Annotated in this window: 13 protein-coding genes, 1 tRNA gene and 1 pseudogene; 11 read left to right on the top strand and 4 right to left on the bottom strand. The window is 51.6% G+C overall.

All coding sequences use genetic code 11. The annotated features are described in order from the left end of the window. Positions 1 to 359: 359 nt before the first annotated feature. The gene (mdh, locus tag MXE39_RS08785; RefSeq protein ID WP_246978222.1) at positions 360 to 1319 is read left to right on the top strand and encodes a malate dehydrogenase; all 960 of its coding nucleotides are present in this window, start codon (positions 360 to 362) and stop codon (positions 1317 to 1319) included. Between the two features lie 758 nt (positions 1320 to 2077). Here the strand turns inward: mdh and MXE39_RS08780 are convergent. After that, positions 2078 to 2377: a hypothetical protein gene (locus MXE39_RS08780; protein WP_246978223.1), complete on the bottom strand. Its 300-nt coding sequence runs from the start codon at positions 2375 to 2377 to the stop codon at positions 2078 to 2080. 1066 nt (positions 2378 to 3443) lie between these two features. On the opposite strand from MXE39_RS08780, the gene MXE39_RS08775 reads away from it, so the two are divergent. From MXE39_RS08775 to MXE39_RS08730, 10 genes and pseudogenes are all read left to right on the top strand, one after another. Continuing rightward, positions 3444 to 4163 carry a flagellar protein MotX gene (locus tag MXE39_RS08775; protein WP_246978224.1) on the top strand — a complete coding sequence of 240 codons (720 nt, stop codon included), beginning with the start codon at positions 3444 to 3446 and terminating at the stop codon, positions 4161 to 4163. 498 nt (positions 4164 to 4661) lie between these two features. Further along, positions 4662 to 6065 (top strand): signal recognition particle protein, encoded by a 1404-nt coding sequence (ffh, locus tag MXE39_RS08770; RefSeq protein WP_246978225.1) that lies wholly within the window; start codon positions 4662 to 4664, stop codon positions 6063 to 6065. 888 nt (positions 6066 to 6953) lie between these two features. Beyond that, positions 6954 to 7184: pseudogene (rpsP, locus tag MXE39_RS08765) on the top strand (30S ribosomal protein S16); the annotation flags it as partial. Positions 7185 to 7347: 163 nt separating this feature from the next. Then, complete coding sequence (gene rimM / locus MXE39_RS08760; RefSeq protein ID WP_246978226.1) at positions 7348 to 7878, top strand: ribosome maturation factor RimM; 531 nt, start codon at positions 7348 to 7350, stop codon at positions 7876 to 7878. 67 nt (positions 7879 to 7945) lie between these two features. Then, on the top strand, positions 7946 to 8692 hold the full coding sequence (gene trmD / locus MXE39_RS08755) for a tRNA (guanosine(37)-N1)-methyltransferase TrmD (RefSeq protein WP_246978227.1): 747 nt from the start codon (positions 7946 to 7948) through the stop codon (positions 8690 to 8692). A gap of 28 nt (positions 8693 to 8720) precedes the next feature. Continuing rightward, the gene (gene rplS / locus MXE39_RS08750) at positions 8721 to 9071 is read left to right on the top strand and encodes a 50S ribosomal protein L19 (protein ID WP_246978228.1); all 351 of its coding nucleotides are present in this window, start codon (positions 8721 to 8723) and stop codon (positions 9069 to 9071) included. A 715-nt stretch (positions 9072 to 9786) separates the two neighbouring features. Then, complete coding sequence (locus MXE39_RS08745) at positions 9787 to 11034, top strand: hypothetical protein (protein WP_247073994.1); 1248 nt, start codon at positions 9787 to 9789, stop codon at positions 11032 to 11034. 617 nt (positions 11035 to 11651) lie between these two features. Continuing rightward, positions 11652 to 12569: a flagellin gene (locus MXE39_RS08740; RefSeq protein WP_246978230.1), complete on the top strand. Its 918-nt coding sequence runs from the start codon at positions 11652 to 11654 to the stop codon at positions 12567 to 12569. Between the two features lie 339 nt (positions 12570 to 12908). Next, on the top strand, positions 12909 to 13823 hold the full coding sequence (locus MXE39_RS08735) for a flagellin (protein ID WP_246978231.1): 915 nt from the start codon (positions 12909 to 12911) through the stop codon (positions 13821 to 13823). Positions 13824 to 14024: 201 nt separating this feature from the next. Further along, positions 14025 to 14939: a flagellin gene (locus MXE39_RS08730; RefSeq protein WP_246978231.1), complete on the top strand. Its 915-nt coding sequence runs from the start codon at positions 14025 to 14027 to the stop codon at positions 14937 to 14939. Between the two features lie 425 nt (positions 14940 to 15364). Here MXE39_RS08730 and MXE39_RS08725 read toward each other — a convergent pair. From MXE39_RS08725 to MXE39_RS08715, 3 genes are all read right to left on the bottom strand, one after another. Next, positions 15365 to 15441, bottom strand: a tRNA-Met gene (locus MXE39_RS08725). 797 nt (positions 15442 to 16238) lie between these two features. Continuing rightward, positions 16239 to 16568: a hypothetical protein gene (locus MXE39_RS08720; RefSeq protein WP_246978232.1), complete on the bottom strand. Its 330-nt coding sequence runs from the start codon at positions 16566 to 16568 to the stop codon at positions 16239 to 16241. 1849 nt (positions 16569 to 18417) lie between these two features. Beyond that, complete coding sequence (locus MXE39_RS08715) at positions 18418 to 19230, bottom strand: MutH/Sau3AI family endonuclease (protein WP_246978246.1); 813 nt, start codon at positions 19228 to 19230, stop codon at positions 18418 to 18420. Positions 19231 to 19481: the final 251 nt, after the last annotated feature.

Here is a 19481-nt window from a genome sequence, read left to right as displayed (position 1 = left end):
CCCGGCGGTCTTTTGTATTTTTGGCTGAGGGTACTGTGCCCCTGATTGATTCAGGGCATGGCGGGAAATATTTCAAACTGTGAAGTGATCAGGCACAACAGCAATAAAGTTGTGAAAAATACATTCAACATCAGGGCACTTTTGCTAAAATGGCTTAAGTTGCGATTTGGCACCATGTCGTGCCAGGCCCGTCACTGGGCCGTTTTCGTCAGAAAAAAATCAAAAGTCCTGGTGCCGGCAGAAATGACCGAAGCAGCGTAAGCTCTCTCATTGACTGTAAGAACAGCCGGACCTGCATGTGGCAGTGCCGTCAGTTTGCGCCAGACAGGGCTAAGCATTACGCATGAGGATTAAAAAGTATGAAGGTTGCCGTTTTAGGTGCAGCAGGTGGTATTGGTCAGCCATTATCTTTAATTTTAAAGACTGAGTTACCAGCTGGCTCAAGCCTTTCTTTATATGACGTAGCACCATTCACTCCAGGTGTTGCCAAGGACTTAAGCCACATCCCAACTGATGTATGCGTAAATGGTTTTACTGGTGATGATCTTCCAAAGGCTCTTGAAGGCGCCGATGTTGTCGTTATCCCAGCTGGTGTAGCCCGTAAGCCAGGCATGACCCGTGACGATCTGTTCAACATCAACGCCGGCATTATTGCCAACCTGGTTAAGAATGCTGCCCGTGTATGCCCTAAGGCCTGCATCTGCATCATTACCAACCCAGTAAACTCCACTGTACCTATTGCAGCAGAAGTATTAAAGGCTGAGGGTGTATACGACAAGCACCGTTTATTCGGTGTTTCCGCTCTGGACGTTCTGCGTTCCGAGACCTTCCTTGGTGAGGAGCTCGGCATTTCCAAGGCTTACACCCAGGTTCCAGTAGTTGGCGGCCACTCCGGCACCACCATCTTACCTTTACTGTCCAAGGTCGTAGGCTCTGAGGTTATCAGCGAGCAGCGCATCAAGGAGTTAACCAAGCGCATTCAGGACGCTGGTACTGAGGTTGTTGAGGCCAAGGCCGGTGCTGGTTCTGCTACCCTGTCCATGGCTGCTGCCGGTGCCCGTTTCGCTCTGAAGGTCCTCCGTGGCTTAATGGGCGAGCCAGGCGTAACCGAGTACGGCTATGTTGAAGGCGGCAACAAGTACGGTGAGTTCTTCGCTCAGCGTCTTGAGTTCGGTACCGAGGGCTGGAAGCGTGTTATCGACTTCGGTCCAGTTTCTGCCTACGAGCAGGAGTGCCTGGACTCCCTGAAGGACGAGCTGGCCGGTAACATCAAGAAGGGTGTTGAGTTCGGTAAGAAGTGGGTTGCTGAGAACAAGTAATTCCGCTCACGCCTGATGGCGTGCCCGCCGCCCCTGCCGGGGCCATAAAAGAAAAGAGGTCAGCAATGACCTCTTTTCTTTTTTCAGCCGCAGCAGCACCGCGTCACACCAGACCCGGCCGCGCCATGCTCGGCCCGGCTGCCGTGCCGCCCATGGCGCCGCTGCCTCAGGCAGCGGGCACCACAAAAAAATCCCCATGGCCCCTGGCCACGGGGATTTTTTGTATCCATACCAGTCAGACAAATACGCTTTCCAATACATTTTACAAATAATCTTGGCGCGCAGCGTCGCGGGCAGTCAGGCAGCAAGAAATGTTGCCCGGCAGCTGATGTAGATTCATGGTCTTGCATTGCATGGCTGTTTTCTGAGTGTGAAGGGGCTATCCATGCTTAATGCAGTTGCATGCCTTGTAGCTGGGTGCATGGCAGCAGGGCCCATGGCAAGTGCCTTGGTTGCTGCAACTGTAATGGCCACAGCAACGACCAGCACGCAAGCATTGTCATGAGCTTCACTACTGTCTCTACCACGGCTGTAAATATGGCAAGTACCATGGCAACACACCCAACGCACTCAGTCATTGTTTAAGCTGCAGCCAGCAGCGGCGGCAGCCATGAGCAGATGCAGCCATAATGGCAGTTGCTGTCACAGTCACCCACTGCGACCGGCTGCGGTAAGGGCCAGCTTCTGAGACTGGTACTGGCGCTAAGCTGACGCCCCTGCAGTCGCTGCTGCAGGACAGCGGTCAGCTCAGGTCATTGTCAGAGCTCTAACTGATTTTTGGTGGCTTTAACCTGAACTGAGAGCTGAGTGAGTTTTGCTCTGAAGAGTCTGGGAGAGCAGTCGTCTGGGCTTAAGCTGCAGCTTACATACACCTGCACATGTGCTAGCACTTGCGCTTTCGACAATGCCATCAGCGCATGAGGGAGCAACATAAGCTCCAGCGCCCACAATCTCTTACTGAGAGATACGGTTACCAGCTCCTCATTTGCGTCAGCATCAACAATCATCGCACCGCACCGCACTTCACTGCAGATGATTTTAAAACTGGTGTCTTTCATAATCCTTCTGGAGATTCCGTGTATATCAGATATTCTGGCATTCACGGGAGCTTGCTTTTATGATGTGAATGAATATTTCAATCGTACTGGCTGAATTAATATGCAGCACCTGCCTGCGGCACACTTTTGAGCAGCTAAACACTGCAAAATATTTTAGCAAGTGTCTAAGGCCACATCATCATCATCGACCCCCAGCCACTGCATTGATCCTTTCTCTTTTCTCCTTGCTCTGTTTCACTGTTGTGCAGCTCCGTACGTCAACTGCCCATCCATACATCCATCCAGCTCATCACTAAACTAATACCTGTCCGGCTGGACTCAGCGCCGTCTAGCTGGGCGCAATTTTAAGTGGTGCATGTATATACTTCACCATTTGTTTTATAAAGTTTATTACAGGCATTGTTTCATTCAGGTGGGGACAATCTCATCGTTGTCAATCCGTTTGCTCTGTTGTATTGTTTTCGTACATGCATCATTATATGTTTTATAAAGAATATTCAGGGATTTGTGGCTGTTAGGGAATGGGGGTGGCAGCACTGGTGGGGTGATGGCCGTGTCACCATCAGTGTGGGTCCGAGGGATGAGTGTCAATATTATGAAAGTGAATGCGTGTCACAGGGCGGCAAAGATTTTTCCTTTGGGGCGGCAATGATCGGCAAAATTGCCAGGCTGTAACTATTTGCGTTTTGAGGGCCGTATGCATGCTCTTTGCAGGCGGAAGTCGGCACTTCCGGGGTGGCTTAAGGGGCCTGTTTTGAGGTAAGAAATGGCTTATTTTTGCGGTTTGATAAGGTGGGATGGCGCGGGTTGATGGTGTTGTCAAATTGACAGATCTGGGGGCCTGTTGAGCTATTTAAAGATTTAAAATTCAGAAATTTGACTGCTTTGGTGCAAAACAGTGCAGGAGTGAGGCTGGTTTAAAAAGCCTGTAAATATCGTATTTACACAGTGATTTTGGGGGTGGCATGGCAAAATTTTGCCGAATGCGGCAAAAAATTAAAGAAACGGAGGCGCCCTGTCGTTAATAGGTTAGGACGAAACTAAAACTGAATACGAGGGCTCATTTATGAGATCGCGTTTATTACTGGCTGTTGCCCTTATTGCCGGCCTTTCCAGCTCTGCTATGGCCTCTGTATCTTCTACTTATGACAAGGTAACCGATGCCCAGGCTTTAACTGCCCGCAAGGCAATTGAAAGCACTCTTGAGAAGTACAAGGACGATAACACTACCGTTAACGTCTATACTGTTGATGAACTCAACACCTATGTAGACAGCGGTGTTTACACTCAGGTTATCAGAGACAGAGACAAGTGCCAGTTCACCCCTGATATCGAAGACCGTGCCCGTATCGTAGGCATGCCTGCATTCGAGTACGTCTGGGGAGATATGCTGATCTCAGGTATCTGCGTTAAGCAGGACGTAGAACTGGGCCTGGACTATATGAAGAAGGCCGTGGATCACGCCTATGCTCCTGCCATGATCAAGATGGCAGATTACTTTGAGCGTGGCTATCTGGTGCCTCGTAACAAGGAAAAGGCTGTTACCCTGATGCGTGCTGCTGCCGCTCTTGGTAACCGTACCGCACGTCTGCAGTGGGCCGATATGCTGGTCCGTGGACTGGGTGCACCAGCCTATTATGAGGAAGCCTATTCCTGGCTTTATCATTCCCTTTACTTCACCGAATACGAAAAAACCAAGCGTAACTTCCTGCAGGCTGAAATGCAGAAGATGATGCCGCCTAATGTTATTGCCCGTGCCATGGGCGACGGCTTTTACGATATTTAACGGTCTGGCTGGCCATATGGCTGCGCCAGGTCTGATCTAAAGATTTAGTTTCAGTCCAAGACCCCTGTATCTTGTGGTACGGGGGTTTTTTCTTTGGAGCGCAGACAGACAAAATCCCGCTCCGGCAGTCTGCACCTCAGGCAGGCTGCCGGTGTGCGGCCCCGTCGCAGGCCGCAGCGCTGCCCGACGACAGGGCTGGCCTCTGGCCTGTCCTTCATGTGCATGCCGGTGCAGACATGGGCGGCTGCGATTTAGCCATTATCCGTACTATGTGTATAATGTTGACGATTGTGTCCGTAAAAGGCGGGCATAATAAAGAATTTCGAGCAGGCCTGCACTGTGTAGAGTGACTTACAGTTGGAGCAGTCTTTTGTGACTGCCGGGCAGGCGGATAAACCAATAACAGGCGCAAATGCTCAGCGGATATAGTGTGCGGTAGGGGCATGCACTGTCAGTGCAGCTCCAGGCGTCCTGGTTGTGCAGGAAAGTTACCAGTCCATGTTTGAAAGTTTAAGCGACAGACTTAACCGGACCCTGAAGAACATCTCAGGTCAGGGTCGAATTACCGAAGACAACGTAAAGGATACTTTACGTGAGGTGCGTACTGCACTGCTTGAGGCCGACGTGGCCTTGCCAGTGGTCCGTGACTTTACTGCCAGAGTAAAGGAAAAGGCCCTGGGCATGGAGGTTAATACTTCATTAACCCCAGGCCAGCAGTTTGTAAGTATTGTTCATGATCAGCTCATTGAGATCATGGGCGCCAGCAACAGCGAGCTCAATCTTGCTCACCAGCCACCGGCAGTAATTCTGCTGGCCGGTCTGCAGGGTGCCGGTAAGACCACCTCGGCTGCCAAGCTTGGCCTCTATATTAAAGAGCGCCTCAAGAAGAGCATTATGATGTGTTCGGTCGATACCTATCGTCCGGCCGCTATCGAGCAGCTGCATACTCTGGGTCGTGAGACCGGCATTGAGACCTGGCCATCTGATCCGTCCAGCACTCCACAGAAGATTGCCGCTGCTGCCCTTGAAGAGGCCCGCCGCCGCTTTATCGATGTGCTGATTATCGATACTGCCGGTCGTCTGGCCGTAGACGAAGACATGATGAACGAGGTCAAGGAGCTGCACGGCATTCTTGAGCCTGTTGAAACCATGTTCGTCGTAGACGCCATGACCGGTCAGGACGCCGCCAATACTGCAAAGGCCTTTGCCGAGGCTCTGCCTCTTACCGGTGTGATTCTGACCAAGGCTGATGGTGATGCCCGTGGTGGTGCTGCCCTGTCGGTACGTCAGATCACCGGCAAGCCAATCAAGTTTATTGGTCTTGGTGAAAAGGTCGTTCCTCTGGAGCCATTCCACCCTGATCGTATTGCCGGCCGTATCCTTGGCATGGGTGATGTGCTCTCCCTGGTTGAGGAATTACAGCTCAAGACTGACAAGGAAAAGGCTGACCGTCTGGTCAAGAAGCTTAAGAAGGGCGAGGGCTTTGACCTTAATGACTTCTTAAGCCAGATGGTTGAAATGAAGAAGATGGGCGGTGTGACCGGCCTTATCTCCAAGCTGCCTGGTGGCGAAAAACTCATGGCTCAGGCTGGTGAGGCTGTCAGCGAGAAGAACTTCTCCCATATCGAAGCCATCATTCTGTCCATGACTCCCAAGGAGCGTGCTCACCCTGAAATCATCAAGGGCTCCCGCAAGAAGCGCATTGCCGCCGGCTGTGGCCTTGAGGTTCAGGAAGTCAATCGTCTGCTCACCCAGTTTGAGATGATGCAGAAGATGATGAAGAAGCTCAAGGGCGGCAAGGGCATGCGTGCTGCCATGAACGCCATGCGCGGTATGGCCGGCGGCATGGGCGGCATGGGTGGTCTGGCCGGACTGCTGGGCAACCCGGGCCGTCGCCGCTAAGCAGCCCGGGCCCGCCGCCATGGCACCGGCTCATGCCTGAACCCGGGGCGACTGCGGCCTCAGCCGCAGCCACCCCGGTCCCCCAAAACAAAGGGCAGTACCACAACAGGTACTGCCCTTTGTCGTAATGGGGCGCACAGCAGGTCCGACCGTCACTACATATATATATATAGCTGGAGATCACCTGCCGCATTGCCCCTGGCGTCTAAGGCCCGGCAGGGTCCATGAGCTGACGCCGATGCCGTCTCTGAACCTGGCTCTTTATAGACAGGGATACTGGGCCGTCATCTCTTTTCTTACTTGCCCTGTAGTTGGTTAAGCCATCAGGCTTGCCTGTATGGTCAACCTCCGTCACGGCAGGGACTGTGGCGGCTGCCCGACCGGCGGTCGGGCAGGCAGCCGGGCGAGCCGGGAAACAGGCCTTACGCGCAGGCCATGGCTCTTGTCCATGGTCCGGCACACAGCATCACGGCCCGCAGGCATGACCTGACCGCTGGCCGAAGGGCAGATAAAGACAGAGTTAAAGGAGCATCAAGGGCAGGTTAGGCGGCCGGAGTGCAGATACACTGAGGGCCGGGCCGGTTTTAACGGGAACAGGTCAGGGGAAAGTGAGGTGCTGCATGCAGCCGCAGATGGTGAGCGTGCTGATGAGGCCGGGATTTGCCGCAGTGGGCGCAGGTGGGAGACGTCTAAAAGACATCCATACGAAAATAGCACATCGCGGGGGCTTTGCCTAGTGCGGAATGTTAAAAAATGAGTTATCGATCTTGATTTTTCGGTGAAAAACTGTAAAATCGCTTGTCTGTATTTATAACTTGGCTGATGCGCATCATGAGAAATCTATATGCACCTCTCAGCTGTGAACGTATTAAATAGGTAATTTACGAAATGGTAGTCATTCGTTTACGTCGCGCCGGCGCTAAGAAGCGTCCTTTTTATCACGTTGTAGTTGCTGATTCCCGTTTTGCAGCAACTGGTCGTTTCATCGAGCAGGTTGGTTTCTTCAACCCAATCGCCCGTGGTCAGGAAGTTCGTTTAAACCTGAACATCGACCGTGTTAACTACTGGAAGGGCGTTGGCGCTCAGCCATCCGATCGCGTAGAGCGCTTAATCAAGGACTTCGAGATGGGCGCTGAGGCTGTTGCCGCTTACAAGACCGCCAAGTACGAGAAGGCTGTTGCCGCTCGTAAGGCTGCTGCTGAAGCCGCCGCCGCTGCTGCCGCTGCTGAGGCTGCCGCCGCCGAAGCTCCTGCTGAAGCTTAATTAGCATTTTTTCCAGCTTATGGCTGATGATGCACCACGCTCCATGGGTAGACTGGGCTCTACTTATGGCTTAAAGGGCTACCTCAAGGTACAGTCCTTTACCGAGCAACCTGAAAACCTTTTTGACTACTCGCCTTGGTTCATTCGTCGGCGTGGGGAAGATTGGCGTGAGGTTCAGGTAGAAGCTTGGAAACCGCATGCTGACGGCTTTATTGTTAAGCTCGATGCGGTAAATGTCAAAGAAGAGGCTGCTCTTCTTACTGGCATGGATATCGGGATCAAGCGCTCAAGCTTGCCCGCACTTCCAGACGGCGAGATCTATCTTTGCGATCTCGAGGGATGCACTGTCATCGGTCTGGAGGGTGTCAACCTCGGTACAGTACTGAGGGTTGTGGATCAAGGAGCTGCCCCTTACATGGTGGTGTCTCCCTCTGACCAAACTAAGGGTGGACCTCGTCAAAGGCTCATTCCTTACGTTAAAGGCCCGATTGTCACGAAACTTGATCTCGAAGCGAAGACAATCTGGGTTGAGTGGGGCGAAGATTACTAAACCTTCTTTTTAAGGATGCGCAGGCCCTGCCTGCAGAAATTTGAGTCATCTTTTCAAGGAAATCGCAATGTGGTTTGGTGTTATATCGCTCTTTCCTGAGATGCTTAAAGCTGTAACTGAATCGGGAGTAACATCCCGTGCGGTCAAACACGGACTGATTGATATCAACGTGTGGAACCCGCGCGATTTTACTCTGGACAAATACCAGACAGTGGATGACAGGCCATACGGTGGCGGTCCCGGTATGTTGATGAAGGTTCAGCCTTTAAGGGATGCAATCAGCGCGGCCCGCCAGCAGGCACCTCAAGGAACGAAAGTCGTCTACATGTCTCCGCAAGGAGAACGTCTTAGCCACTCACTGGTCACACGATTCCATAACTGGGGTTCGTTAATCCTCATAGCCGGACGTTATGAGGGGATAGATGAGCGTATCCTTCAGAAAGAAGTCGATCTGGAGGTTTCAATCGGTGACTACGTGCTCTCGGGTGGTGAAATCCCTGCAATGTGTGTCATCGATGCGGTATCACGTATGGTTCCAGGAGTTCTGGGGGATATACGTAATGCCCATGAGGATTCTTTTGCCGATGGTTTATTGCACTTTCCTCAGTACACCCGTCCTGAAGTCATAGACGGGATGGCGGTACCAGAGGTACTGATGAGCGGCAATCACGAAAAGATCCGTCGTTGGCGACTGCAGCAGGCATTGTCCCGAACTTACGAGAGACGTCCTGATTTATTGCAGTCAAGATTACTTAATCGTGAAGAGCAGAAGCTTCTTGACGAATACCTTGAGCAAAAGAAGCTCGAGGATTAAAAAGATTTTGTTTTAGGGTAGGTAAAAAATGGCCAGTCATCCAATTATTGACCAGCTTGAGAAAGAGCAGCTCCGTCAGGACATCCCACAGTTCAACCCAGGCGACACCGTTCGTGTTGAGGTTCGTGTAGTTGAAGGCGACAAGTCCCGTTTACAGGCTTTCGAGGGCAACGTTATTGCCAAGCGTAACCGTGGCTTAAACTCCTCTTTCACCGTTCGCAAGATGTCTTCCGGTGAGGGTGTAGAGCGTGTCTTCCAGACCCACTCCCCAATGATCGCCTCCGTAAAGGTTACCCGTCGTGGTGACGTTCGCCGTGCCAAGCTGTACTACTTACGCAGCCGTACCGGTAAGGCCGCCCGTATCCGCGAGAAGGTCTAATACAAGGAACTATGCGTTCCCGGCGGCCCTGGCAAAGCGCTACGCGCAGCGGCCAGTGGTCTGCCATTATCGGCTCATGCTGATAACCATAGAGCCTGCCAGGAGCCCTGTACAGTCCGTACAGGGCTTTTGTTATTTTGGGCCTGGCCGCTTATCTGCAACCCGCCCTCGGGCCACGCTGAATCCGGCCCGCCCAGCAGGCGGCCGCAGCTCCGGTCATTCCTTACGCAGCCAGACCCCGGGCCAGTCCTTTATGGTGCCCGGCTGCTGCATGGCTGTGCACATTGTGCATTATGCACACAGCAGGCGTCAGTATGGGCTGTGTTCGGCCACTTATGGCCTCTGACTTGCTAAAAACTGTTAAGACTCAATTTGGGCGTAATTGTCTGTGATAGCATAGGGGCCTCATTGCATCACTAACAGCCAGCTGACCGGCGACGATGGCACGGCAGTCCGGCGATCATGGCACGGCAGCCCGGCAGCCTGGCGGCCAGAGGTTAAGCAGCCTGGCAGTCAGGCCTGCCATACCACTTTATCCTGGCTAAATGATTATTATGACCAGCCTGAGCATGGCGGCTCATTGCTTGCAGAGATTTCACCATTGTGTCCTGAATGCCGCATCAGGAATATGCCGCAGCCACAGGGCTTTTGACTAACAGCAAAAAGAAGTCGGAATTAGGAGACCTGCGCTTTTATGCACAGATTTACCAGGGATTTGAGCGACAGACCGCAGATTGTCCATTACTACGTGGACAAGTGTGGCCTGACATGGGAGGAGGCAAGTCAGATCGCATACTGTATTGAGATCGAGAATGCCTCATGGGACATTGGCGTCTATGCTGCCATTGTCAACGCTCTCAATGAAGCTCATCACCTCCCACAGTACGACCTCAATCGCTTTGCCCGCATCATAGAGCTCCTCATGTGCTTTATGGTGATTAATGACGAGTTCAGTCACGACCTTTTCAACAACTTCGTTCGCAAGTATGAGATGTCAGCTCTGACTGACGGTGTGAGCAGCTGGGAAATAGATGAAGCTGAAAAGCTTATCGACAATACATTTATTGATGCTTTCAGCCGCTCTATTGTCCAGTCCCGCCGCTACAGCAGCTGGCTTACCGATGAGACCGATGTTCAGGCTTCAATGATCATGTTCATCGGCTATGAAAAGCTGCGCCTCGTGGATTACATGAGAACTGACTGGGACAATCCTTACGCTGACGAAGATGCTCCTTTTGCCACCTTTGAGGTGGTAGTCGACCTGTCCTCCAATCCTCTTCCTGTGTTCTACGACTTCCGTCCGGGCAGCGTCAACCAGATGGAGGGTATCCACAGCCTGCTCAGCCGACTTGGAGATTACGGCCTGACTGCAGACGATGTCGACGTCTACATGGATCTTGATGAACCTGAGGTTAAGGATCTCGATAACATGGCCCATCAGGACTGCAGCTTTGTAGCAAGGCTCAAGCTTGACAGCAATGCAGCCCGCAGTGCTGCCCAGGAGGGCATAGACGCAGGCCTGTTCACCCAGTTTGAGCTTGAGGCGGGTATAGGCATCATGGGCCACTGTGCCAAGCAGCTGCACTCACGTAAGAGCCTTGCCCAGGTGACCTACCACTATTCCTATGACGGCGAGACCGACGGCTTTGGCTCCTTTGAAAACTTCGATGACTTCTACGAAGAGGAACAGGGACTTATGCTGCGCGGCATCAGTATCCTGGCCACCAACACCCCAAGACCATCAGGATGGGATCCGTACCGTATCTTTGAGATGAGCGAGAACCCGGACACCGAGCTGATAATCAGGGACGACCTGCTCATGTACTGCGCCAGTGGAGAGACTACAGCCCAGATGAAGAGCCGCTTCCACCTTATCTTCGGCTCCCTCATGCTCAAGGCCGCATTCGAGTACCGCAGCCTCCAGGGCAAGGAGCTGATGATGAGCGAATACCACGCACGCTGACCCAAAACTCAGCCAGAGCAAAAAGCCATCCACAGTCCCCACAAAAAACAGAGCCGCACCCCACAGCTTTTCACGGCAGACAGAATACATATGGCTTTTGCGGCCGTCATAATACATAGAACAAAGCTGCCAGTCGGACCATCCGGCTGGCAGCTTTGCCGCATTTAGGCGGGAAAGAATGATGATGGGGGTAATGGAGCCTAGGTGACGTGGCCTGTATCAGCTTTTCATCATATGGACCATCAGGAGCTGCCTCCAAAGAGCACGTACCAGGGACTGAGCACTGTCGAGGATATGCATGGGGGGCATGAGAGCCACTTCGTGCAGTGGCCTGTGCAGAGTGCGCTAAATGTAGAGGCGATGACTGCCAGAAGATATGCAGGTGTGCACGTGAACATGGTCATATGCCTTTGATAAATAACGTGATATTTGCCTCTCTTTCAATCTGCAAATGGTATCTGTTGCCATGCATTTTTCTGCTGCAAAGCCCGTAGCTATCAGCTTTGCGTGAATAAATGGCACCTGCGTTGCATGTAGTTATTTCAATAATGCAGTATGTCTATCCTATGCTGTGACATACATGAGTCGCGAAAAATAGAGAGATTAAGGAAGAGATTATGGCTCTATATGTTAATACGAATGTTAGCTCCATCAATGCCCAGAGGAAGCTCAGTAATGCCACTCTGAACCTTAATACCAGCTATCAGCGCCTCTCCTCAGGCCTTAGAATCAACTCTGCCAAGGACGACGCAGCAGGCCTGCAGATCGCTGACCGTCTGACCTCTCAGATTAACGGCCTCAACCAGGGTAACCGCAACACCAACGACGGTATCGCCCTTGCCCAGACCATTGAAGGCGCCCTGGACGAAACCACCAACATGCTGCAGCGCATCCGTGTGCTGGCTGTACAGTCTGCCAACGGTACTAACTCAGCAGCAGACCGCAAAGCTCTTCAGGAAGAGGTCTCTCAGCTTTCTGCTGAAATTTCCCGCATTGCCCGTCAGACCACCTTTGCTGGTCAGCAGGTTCTGGATGGCTGTACCGGTCTTATTCCTGCTAATGGTAATAATAAAGGTAAGCTGATTTTCCAGGTAGGTGCCAACGCAGGTAATACACTGGAATTAAACTGGTCTGCCGGCTTCACTCTTTCCATGATTGCGGATCAGGCTGGTATTGCAGCAGCTAAACAGACTAAAACTTCAGGCTTTCTTAAAAACGGCAATGCAATGGAGTTTACTGTCTCAATGGCATCCCATGCTACCAATACCTTAGCTAATATCGATAAGCTTATCCAGGCAGTTGATTCCAAGCGTGCTGGACTTGGTGCTCTCCAAAACAGAATGGAAAGTACTATTCGTAATCAGGCCAATATTTCCGAGAATCAGTCAGATGCCCGTAGCCGCATAAGAGACACAGACTTCGCATCTGAAACTGCAGCTCTTACCCAGAACAACATCATCCAGCAGGCATCTCAGTCCGTGCTGGCCCAGGCTAACCAGCGTCCTACCATTGCGCTGAGCTTACTGGGCAGATAATAAATTCATTACTCTTCTCTCTTTACCTAAAGCGGGCCTCGTGCCCGCTTTTTAGCTTTTTAAGAGCAGTCGGATACTTGCTGTCTGGCGGCCGGTCTTTGTGCCATGACAAGATTGCGACACGTTCTGGCTTAATACAGTCAAGGCCATTTGACTCATAAGCTTCAGTCATAAAAGAGCCTGTTGGTTTCTGTTTATTGACGTTAAAGCCACAAGGAGCCTGCCTTGAGGGAAGCAATGGCACCTGCGTTGCATGAAACTGTTCATATAATGCAGAACACGTACTTAATGCCTTACGTGTGTCATGCAACGAGAAATTGAGAGAATAAGGAAAAAACCATGGCCCTTTACGTTAATACGAACGTCAGCTCCATCAATGCCCAAAGGAAGCTCAGTAATGCCACTTTAAACCTGAATGTCTCCTATCAGAGACTGTCTTCAGGTCTGCGTATTAACTCAGCTAAGGACGATGCAGCAGGTCTGCAGATCGCTGACCGACTGACCTCCCAGATTAACGGCCTCAATCAGGGTAACCGTAACACCAATGACGGCATTGCTCTGGCCCAGACCATTGAAGGTGCCCTGGACGAAACCACCAACATGCTGCAGCGTATCCGCGTGCTGGCTGTACAGTCCGCTAACGGTACTAACTCTGCATCAGACCGTAAAGCTCTTCAGGAAGAGGTTGCACAGCTTTCAGCTGAAATCTCACGTATTGCCAAGCAGACCACTTTTGCAGGCCAGGTAGTACTTGAGGGTGCAGGTAAAGGTCTTATTCCAGCTGATGGAAAGCTTACTTTCCAGGTAGGTGCTAATGCCGGTAACACTCTTAATCTCAACTGGTCTGTTGGTTTTACCTTAAGTGGTATTGCAGATCAGGCGGGTATTGCGCATGACAAGCAGACTACCAAAACCGCTGGCCTGTTAAAAAATCAGAACAATACAATTGAGTTCACTGTTTCGATGGCTTCACTGGCTACCAACACCTTAGCCAATATCGACAAGCTGATTCAGGCTGTTGACTCCAAGCGTGCAGGACTTGGTGCTTTACAAAACAGAATGGAGAGCACTATCCGCAACCAGGCTAATATCTCCGAAAACCAGTCTGATGCCCGTAGCCGCATAAGAGACACAGACTTCGCTTCTGAGACCGCAGCGCTTACCCAGAACAACATCATTCAGCAGGCATCCCAGTCCGTGCTGGCCCAGGCTAACCAGCGTCCTACTATCGCTCTGAGCTTACTGGGCAGATAATCAATTACTTCTCTCTTTAACCTAAGCGGGCCACTGGCCCGCTTTTTACTTTTGTGTGGCTGTGCAGCTGTCATCAAAGGGGAGTTTTTAAGAGCCTGAGTGGCACCAGCGTTGCATGAATCTATACCAACAATGCAGTACGTATATGCATACTTTCGAAGTACTGGATATAAAGATAATTGAGAGAGAAAGGAAAAGATTATGGCCCTTTACGTTAACACGAACGTCAGCTCTATCAATGCCCAGAGGAAGCTCAGTAATGCCACTTTAAACCTGAATGTCTCCTATCAGAGACTGTCCTCAGGTCTGCGCATTAACTCTGCTAAGGACGATGCTGCCGGATTGCAGATTGCTGACCGTCTGACCTCCCAGATTAACGGCCTCAATCAGGGTAACCGCAACACCAATGACGGTATTGCCCTGGCTCAGACCATTGAAGGTGCCCTGGACGAAACCACCAACATGCTGCAGCGTATCCGCGTGCTGGCTGTACAGTCCGCTAACGGTACTAACTCTGCATCAGACCGTAAAGCTCTTCAGGAAGAGGTTGCACAGCTTTCAGCTGAAATCTCACGTATTGCCAAGCAGACCACTTTTGCAGGCCAGGTAGTACTTGAGGGTGCAGGTAAAGGTCTTATTCCAGCTGATGGAAAGCTTACTTTCCAGGTAGGTGCTAATGCCGGTAACACTCTTAATCTCAACTGGTCTGTTGGTTTTACCTTAAGTGGTATTGCAGATCAGGCGGGTATTGCGCATGACAAGCAGACTACCAAAACCGCTGGCCTGTTAAAAAATCAGAACAATACAATTGAGTTCACTGTTTCGATGGCTTCACTGGCTACCAACACCTTAGCCAATATCGACAAGCTGATTCAGGCTGTTGACTCCAAACGCGCAGGACTTGGTGCTTTACAAAACAGAATGGAGAGTACTATCCGTAATCAGGCTAATATCTCCGAAAACCAGTCTGATGCCCGCAGCCGCATAAGAGACACTGACTTCGCCTCTGAGACTGCAGCTCTTACCCAGAACAACATTATCCAGCAGGCCTCACAGTCCGTGCTGGCTCAGGCTAACCAGCGTCCTACTATCGCTCTTAGCTTACTGGGCAGATAATCAATTACTTCTCTCTTTAACCGAAGCGGGCCACTGGTCCGCTTTTTCGCTTCTGGGGCAACAGAGCTGACCGCTTTAATAAAGAGGCATGGATCTGGAGATGAACATGTAAGAAGCTGTTTAGAGGATCCATAACGGCTTAGATAAACTCAAGGCCCTCTTAATCACCTGTGCCACGCCCAAATGATATTGACGTCTGGACAGAGCCTGAAGGCAATAGAGTACTGACCAGTGATTACTGGCATGCGATGAGAGGTAATAGGGGATTAGAGGTCTTCAGATGAGTTGCGGCGGGATAGCGCCTGATGGGAGGTTGCCGTGGAGGCGACGGGCTGCAGGAGAATTTTGCAGGACCCAGAAACGAAAAAAGCAGCTTAAAGCTGCTGATTTGCGTCGTCATTGGAGCAGGCTGACCAGTTTAAAACTGGTTGCGGGGGCAGGATTTGAACCTACGACCTTCGGGTTATGAGCCCGACGAGCTACCGAGCTGCTCCACCCCGCGATTGAATGAGCACATTATATGGAGATGCAGATCACATGTCAACAACTTTTTCAAAAAAAATTAACACGGCCATCACATTACTGTGCCGCATGGCAGTTGACAAGAGGTTCTCAACCTGTACCAACGCCCTTATATAAGCCATCGAGGTTGCCATGAGTGGGCGTGTATCTTTGTTAAAAACAGAGGAGCCAAAAGTTAAAGAAAGTGGCACCACTGACAACCTGTGGAATGGGGAGGCGGTCCTGTCCTTGTGTACCGGGGCTTGCTGCCCCGTTGAGAGGGCGGCGTACAGGACCTGTCAGGCAAGACTATGGAATATCACGTCTATCCATATCAGGAAGGTCTGAAGCATCACCACTATGCTCTATGCCCATGACAGAGCTCTGCCTTACAGGTATGGCAGCACAGGTATACGAATAGCCTGCAGCAGTTCCAGCCATGCTGAGAACCGGGGTATACCTCTGACAGCCATCCTCAATATCGGCCCTCAGGCGTTAACCACTGTACAGGGTTAATTACCGTGATCGTGCCTGACTGCAAAGCAAACAGGCATGGCTAATCGACACCAGCAGTAAAGTGCTGTAAAGGCAGAAGAGTGCTTATGAGGGAAAGTATGGAGAGGATAGAGGGAGTGTAAGGCAGGGGACAGTGCCAGGGCAGTCATTCAGGAAGGACAGTTTGAGCAGCCAGACCTCCGGCTGATGCCGGAGGCTGGAGCGGGCCCGGCCGGTGAGGCAGGTGGCCGGGCCGTATTGCAGTAAGACAGCACCTGGGGCTGTCTTATCTGCCGTGCAGGATTAGTTCTGCTGGGCTGTGGTGAACACTGAGTTCTCGCCACCATATGGATTAGGGGCATAAGACTCGGCATCCCAGTCGTTGTCAAATTGCTCCTGACCATCAGGCATGACGTACTTGAAACGGTACTGGTAGCTTGGCTGCAGGCCGGTCAGCACGGAAATGGAGCCGCAGAAGGTACCATTCTTCATAGGCTTCATGGCAACTGGCTCCCAGCCATTGTGTTCACAGATTAAGTAAATCTTTTGAGCGCCCAGAGTGGCTTCCTTCTTGATGTAGAAAGTAATGGTGACTTTCTTGCCATCCTTGGTCAGGCGTTTGGAGATACTCATTCAAAACCTCGTTATTGATGCAGGACTCATACGTCCCATAAGCCGGGTCACAACCTCCAGGACATTGAGGCGTACCTTGTCAAGTTGTGCAATTCCTGCCTGCAGCAGGGGCGTATGGTCATATCAGTTACCTCTGCCATAACGGCCGAATGTTGCTGTTATTACAGCCCTGATGGCAGGAGATAACCTGTACATTTTCTTGACGCGTATAATTGCAATACTGGTTCAAAGAATATGCTGACTGTGATTATATGAGATTATCAAGGTCCTGACAAAGGAAAAAACGCGATATTTATCAAAAAAATCAGAGTTGCCCCTGCCAGGTCCCATTGGTACGCCTCTTGAGCCAGGAAATTTATTTTGCTCAGCCTGTCATACCATGCCCTAAAAGGTTGCTTACCCCATGGCAGGACCCTTTAGATGGTACCAGGGTACCCTCCAAAAGCATGGTACCTGGCATCCTGTTAATGGGCCCCTTAGGATACCTGTCAGCAAGCTCTTAGCAGGGTACTTGCCGGACATGTTAAAGGTACCTTGCAGGTGTCCTGCAGTACCCTGGTACTACCTGTGCTCAGCCATGCTCATAGCAGGTCACTAAGGCATAGCTTATGGGTACAGGTCAGCTTCGATAATAAGCGGCGTATTGTCTGGTTCAAGCACTTATTACAGGTATGTATGGGGCTGCTGCAGGCATGTGCAGGACTGCCCAACAGAGGCTTACACTGCATACTGCATGGTGCCTTAACAGGTATGCATGCAGGTCGACCTTCACATGCCTTCATCTGACTTAACAGGCAGGGTAAAGGTACCCTTGTACAAGGTATGTATCAGGTATCCAACAGCTCAATAGGGGCTGGGTATGGGTACCTTGTCAGGTAACCTCATGACCACGGTATGTCTGGTCATTCAATGACCATCTTATGGTGACCTGAGGTACTGAGACTGAAGCTTTAATATTGATAACCATGGCCGGTAAAGTTCTGGTCAGGTTAGCATGGGCTTGAGGTTAAATAGCTTAGATACTTTATTTTGAGACGGAGGGATGTGCTGCTGGAGGGAAGACAGGGGTGGGCGCTGTACGGGCTGCAGGCAAGAGAGCCCAGCAAGATTACAAACTGGCTATGGCCATCCATGTGACCAGGTGTATCACAGGGCAGGGGATACCTGCACACAGGGCATGGCATGCTGGCCTTACAGGTCTTGGGGGTACCTGCATACAAGGTAGGACATGCAGGCCTTACAGCCCCTGGGGATACCTGCATACAGGGCATGTCATGCAGGCGTTACAGGCCTTGGGAGTACCTGCATACAGGGTATTACATGCAGGCCTTACAGGTCTTGGGGGGTACCTGCATACAAGGTAGGACATGCTGGCCTTACAGGCCTTGGGAGTACCTGCAAACAGGGTAGGACATTCTGGCTGTACAGGTCTTGGGGGTAGCTGCATACAAGGCAGGACATGCTGGCATTCAGGTCAGCAGCAGGCATTATGTGCTTGAGGGGGATTTAGGAGGTGTGTAGTGGAGAGGCAGAGCTCCCAGCTGCCACACTGAGACGCAGGCAGCTCAGAGAGTCGGTGCAGCATGGCATTCAGAGTGATATTCAGTGCTTGAAGGGCAGCTGGAGCGAAAGGTCAGGCGGCCACCCATGCAGGGCTATTGCTAAAGATCATGCGTCCACCCAGGCAGGGATGGTGGGCATGAGTACGGCCTGCCTGGGTGACTGTTTAGGTCAGGCGGGCAGTAAGGTAGCAAGCCTCGAAAGGCCTTCCTGGCTGGCAGGAAGGCAGCCAGTTGACTGGTCAGGCAGGTCTCCAAGGGCAGGGGCCCTGTTGAGCCGGGGTATTGGGTCAGGAGGGCTCTGATGGCATCAGGATGTGCTGGAGTTCCTTGAGGTGGGCAAGGTCACCAGGCTGCAGGCCCTGGGCTGCGCTCAGGGCCTGCAGCAGGGAGGTGGTAAATGCCTGACGAAAGTAGTAGCCGCGTGGAGTGGTCCAGGCTGTATTGCCCTCGGTGTCTCTTACCGGGGTGTAGGTAAGGGAGTCCAGGGCCTTGGGGCGCATCTGCAGTATGTTGCCCATGGTTCCGTTTATCTCGTGAGCGCGGCCGGAGAAGATCAGCTCATTGAACTCGTTGTAGTCCTGCTCCATGATGGCAAGCTGGTCTTTGTCAGGCTGGAAAAAGAAATATCCCAGAATACGGCGTTCTGCAGGAGGCAGTCCTTTGGGAGCAAAGAGGATGACAAAAAGCATGTGTCTTACTTTGCTGTACAGGGAGGTACGCTCAAAAGGAATGTAACGCTCAGGATTGATGGTGGCAGCTGAGATAAAGGTGGTCTCACGGGCAGTAAAGTCTGAGCTTACCGGTATGGTCTTAAGCTCAATACCCAGGTCCACAAAGTCAGGAAGGGACTGATTGCTGGCATCAGCTCCTAAAAAGAGCTCAATAATCTGGCCGCTGTAGCCACGGGACTGACGGCTCTGCTCGGGCATATATACTCCGGCAAGCACAGCAAGCTCATTAACAGAGCGGCCCACAATGGCATTGAGGCGCTGGAGCAGCTGCTCCATATCTTTTGGGGGATCGAGCACCAGCGGGCTTTTGAGACTGTTTTCATACTGCCAGCCGTCATTTGCGATTTTGATATCTGCGCTGTTGTTCATCACTTGCTGCATCCTTGCTGCCCGAGAATAAAAGTAAGCTCTGGCTGCAGTCCACAGAGAGCAGCTGAGTACCAGTGATTATACATGCCATGGCTTTTACTGCCATGAGAGGCTGCGCTCTGTTAAGGGCGTTACAGGCAGTAGCTGTATTGAGCGGGCGCAGTAAAAATCACTCAGTGTGATGGTCTTTCGGTGCCACAGGTACCATGGGCATTGAGCTTGCGCTGCAATGAGTACTATCTTGCCATTAG

The organism is Anaerobiospirillum sp. NML120511, from assembly GCF_023050955.1.
In the GTDB taxonomy this organism is placed as follows: Bacteria; Pseudomonadota; Gammaproteobacteria; order Enterobacterales; family Succinivibrionaceae; genus Anaerobiospirillum.
The sequence above is the reverse complement of the archived record's forward strand: the minus strand, read 5'-3'. Positions and strand labels throughout refer to the sequence as shown.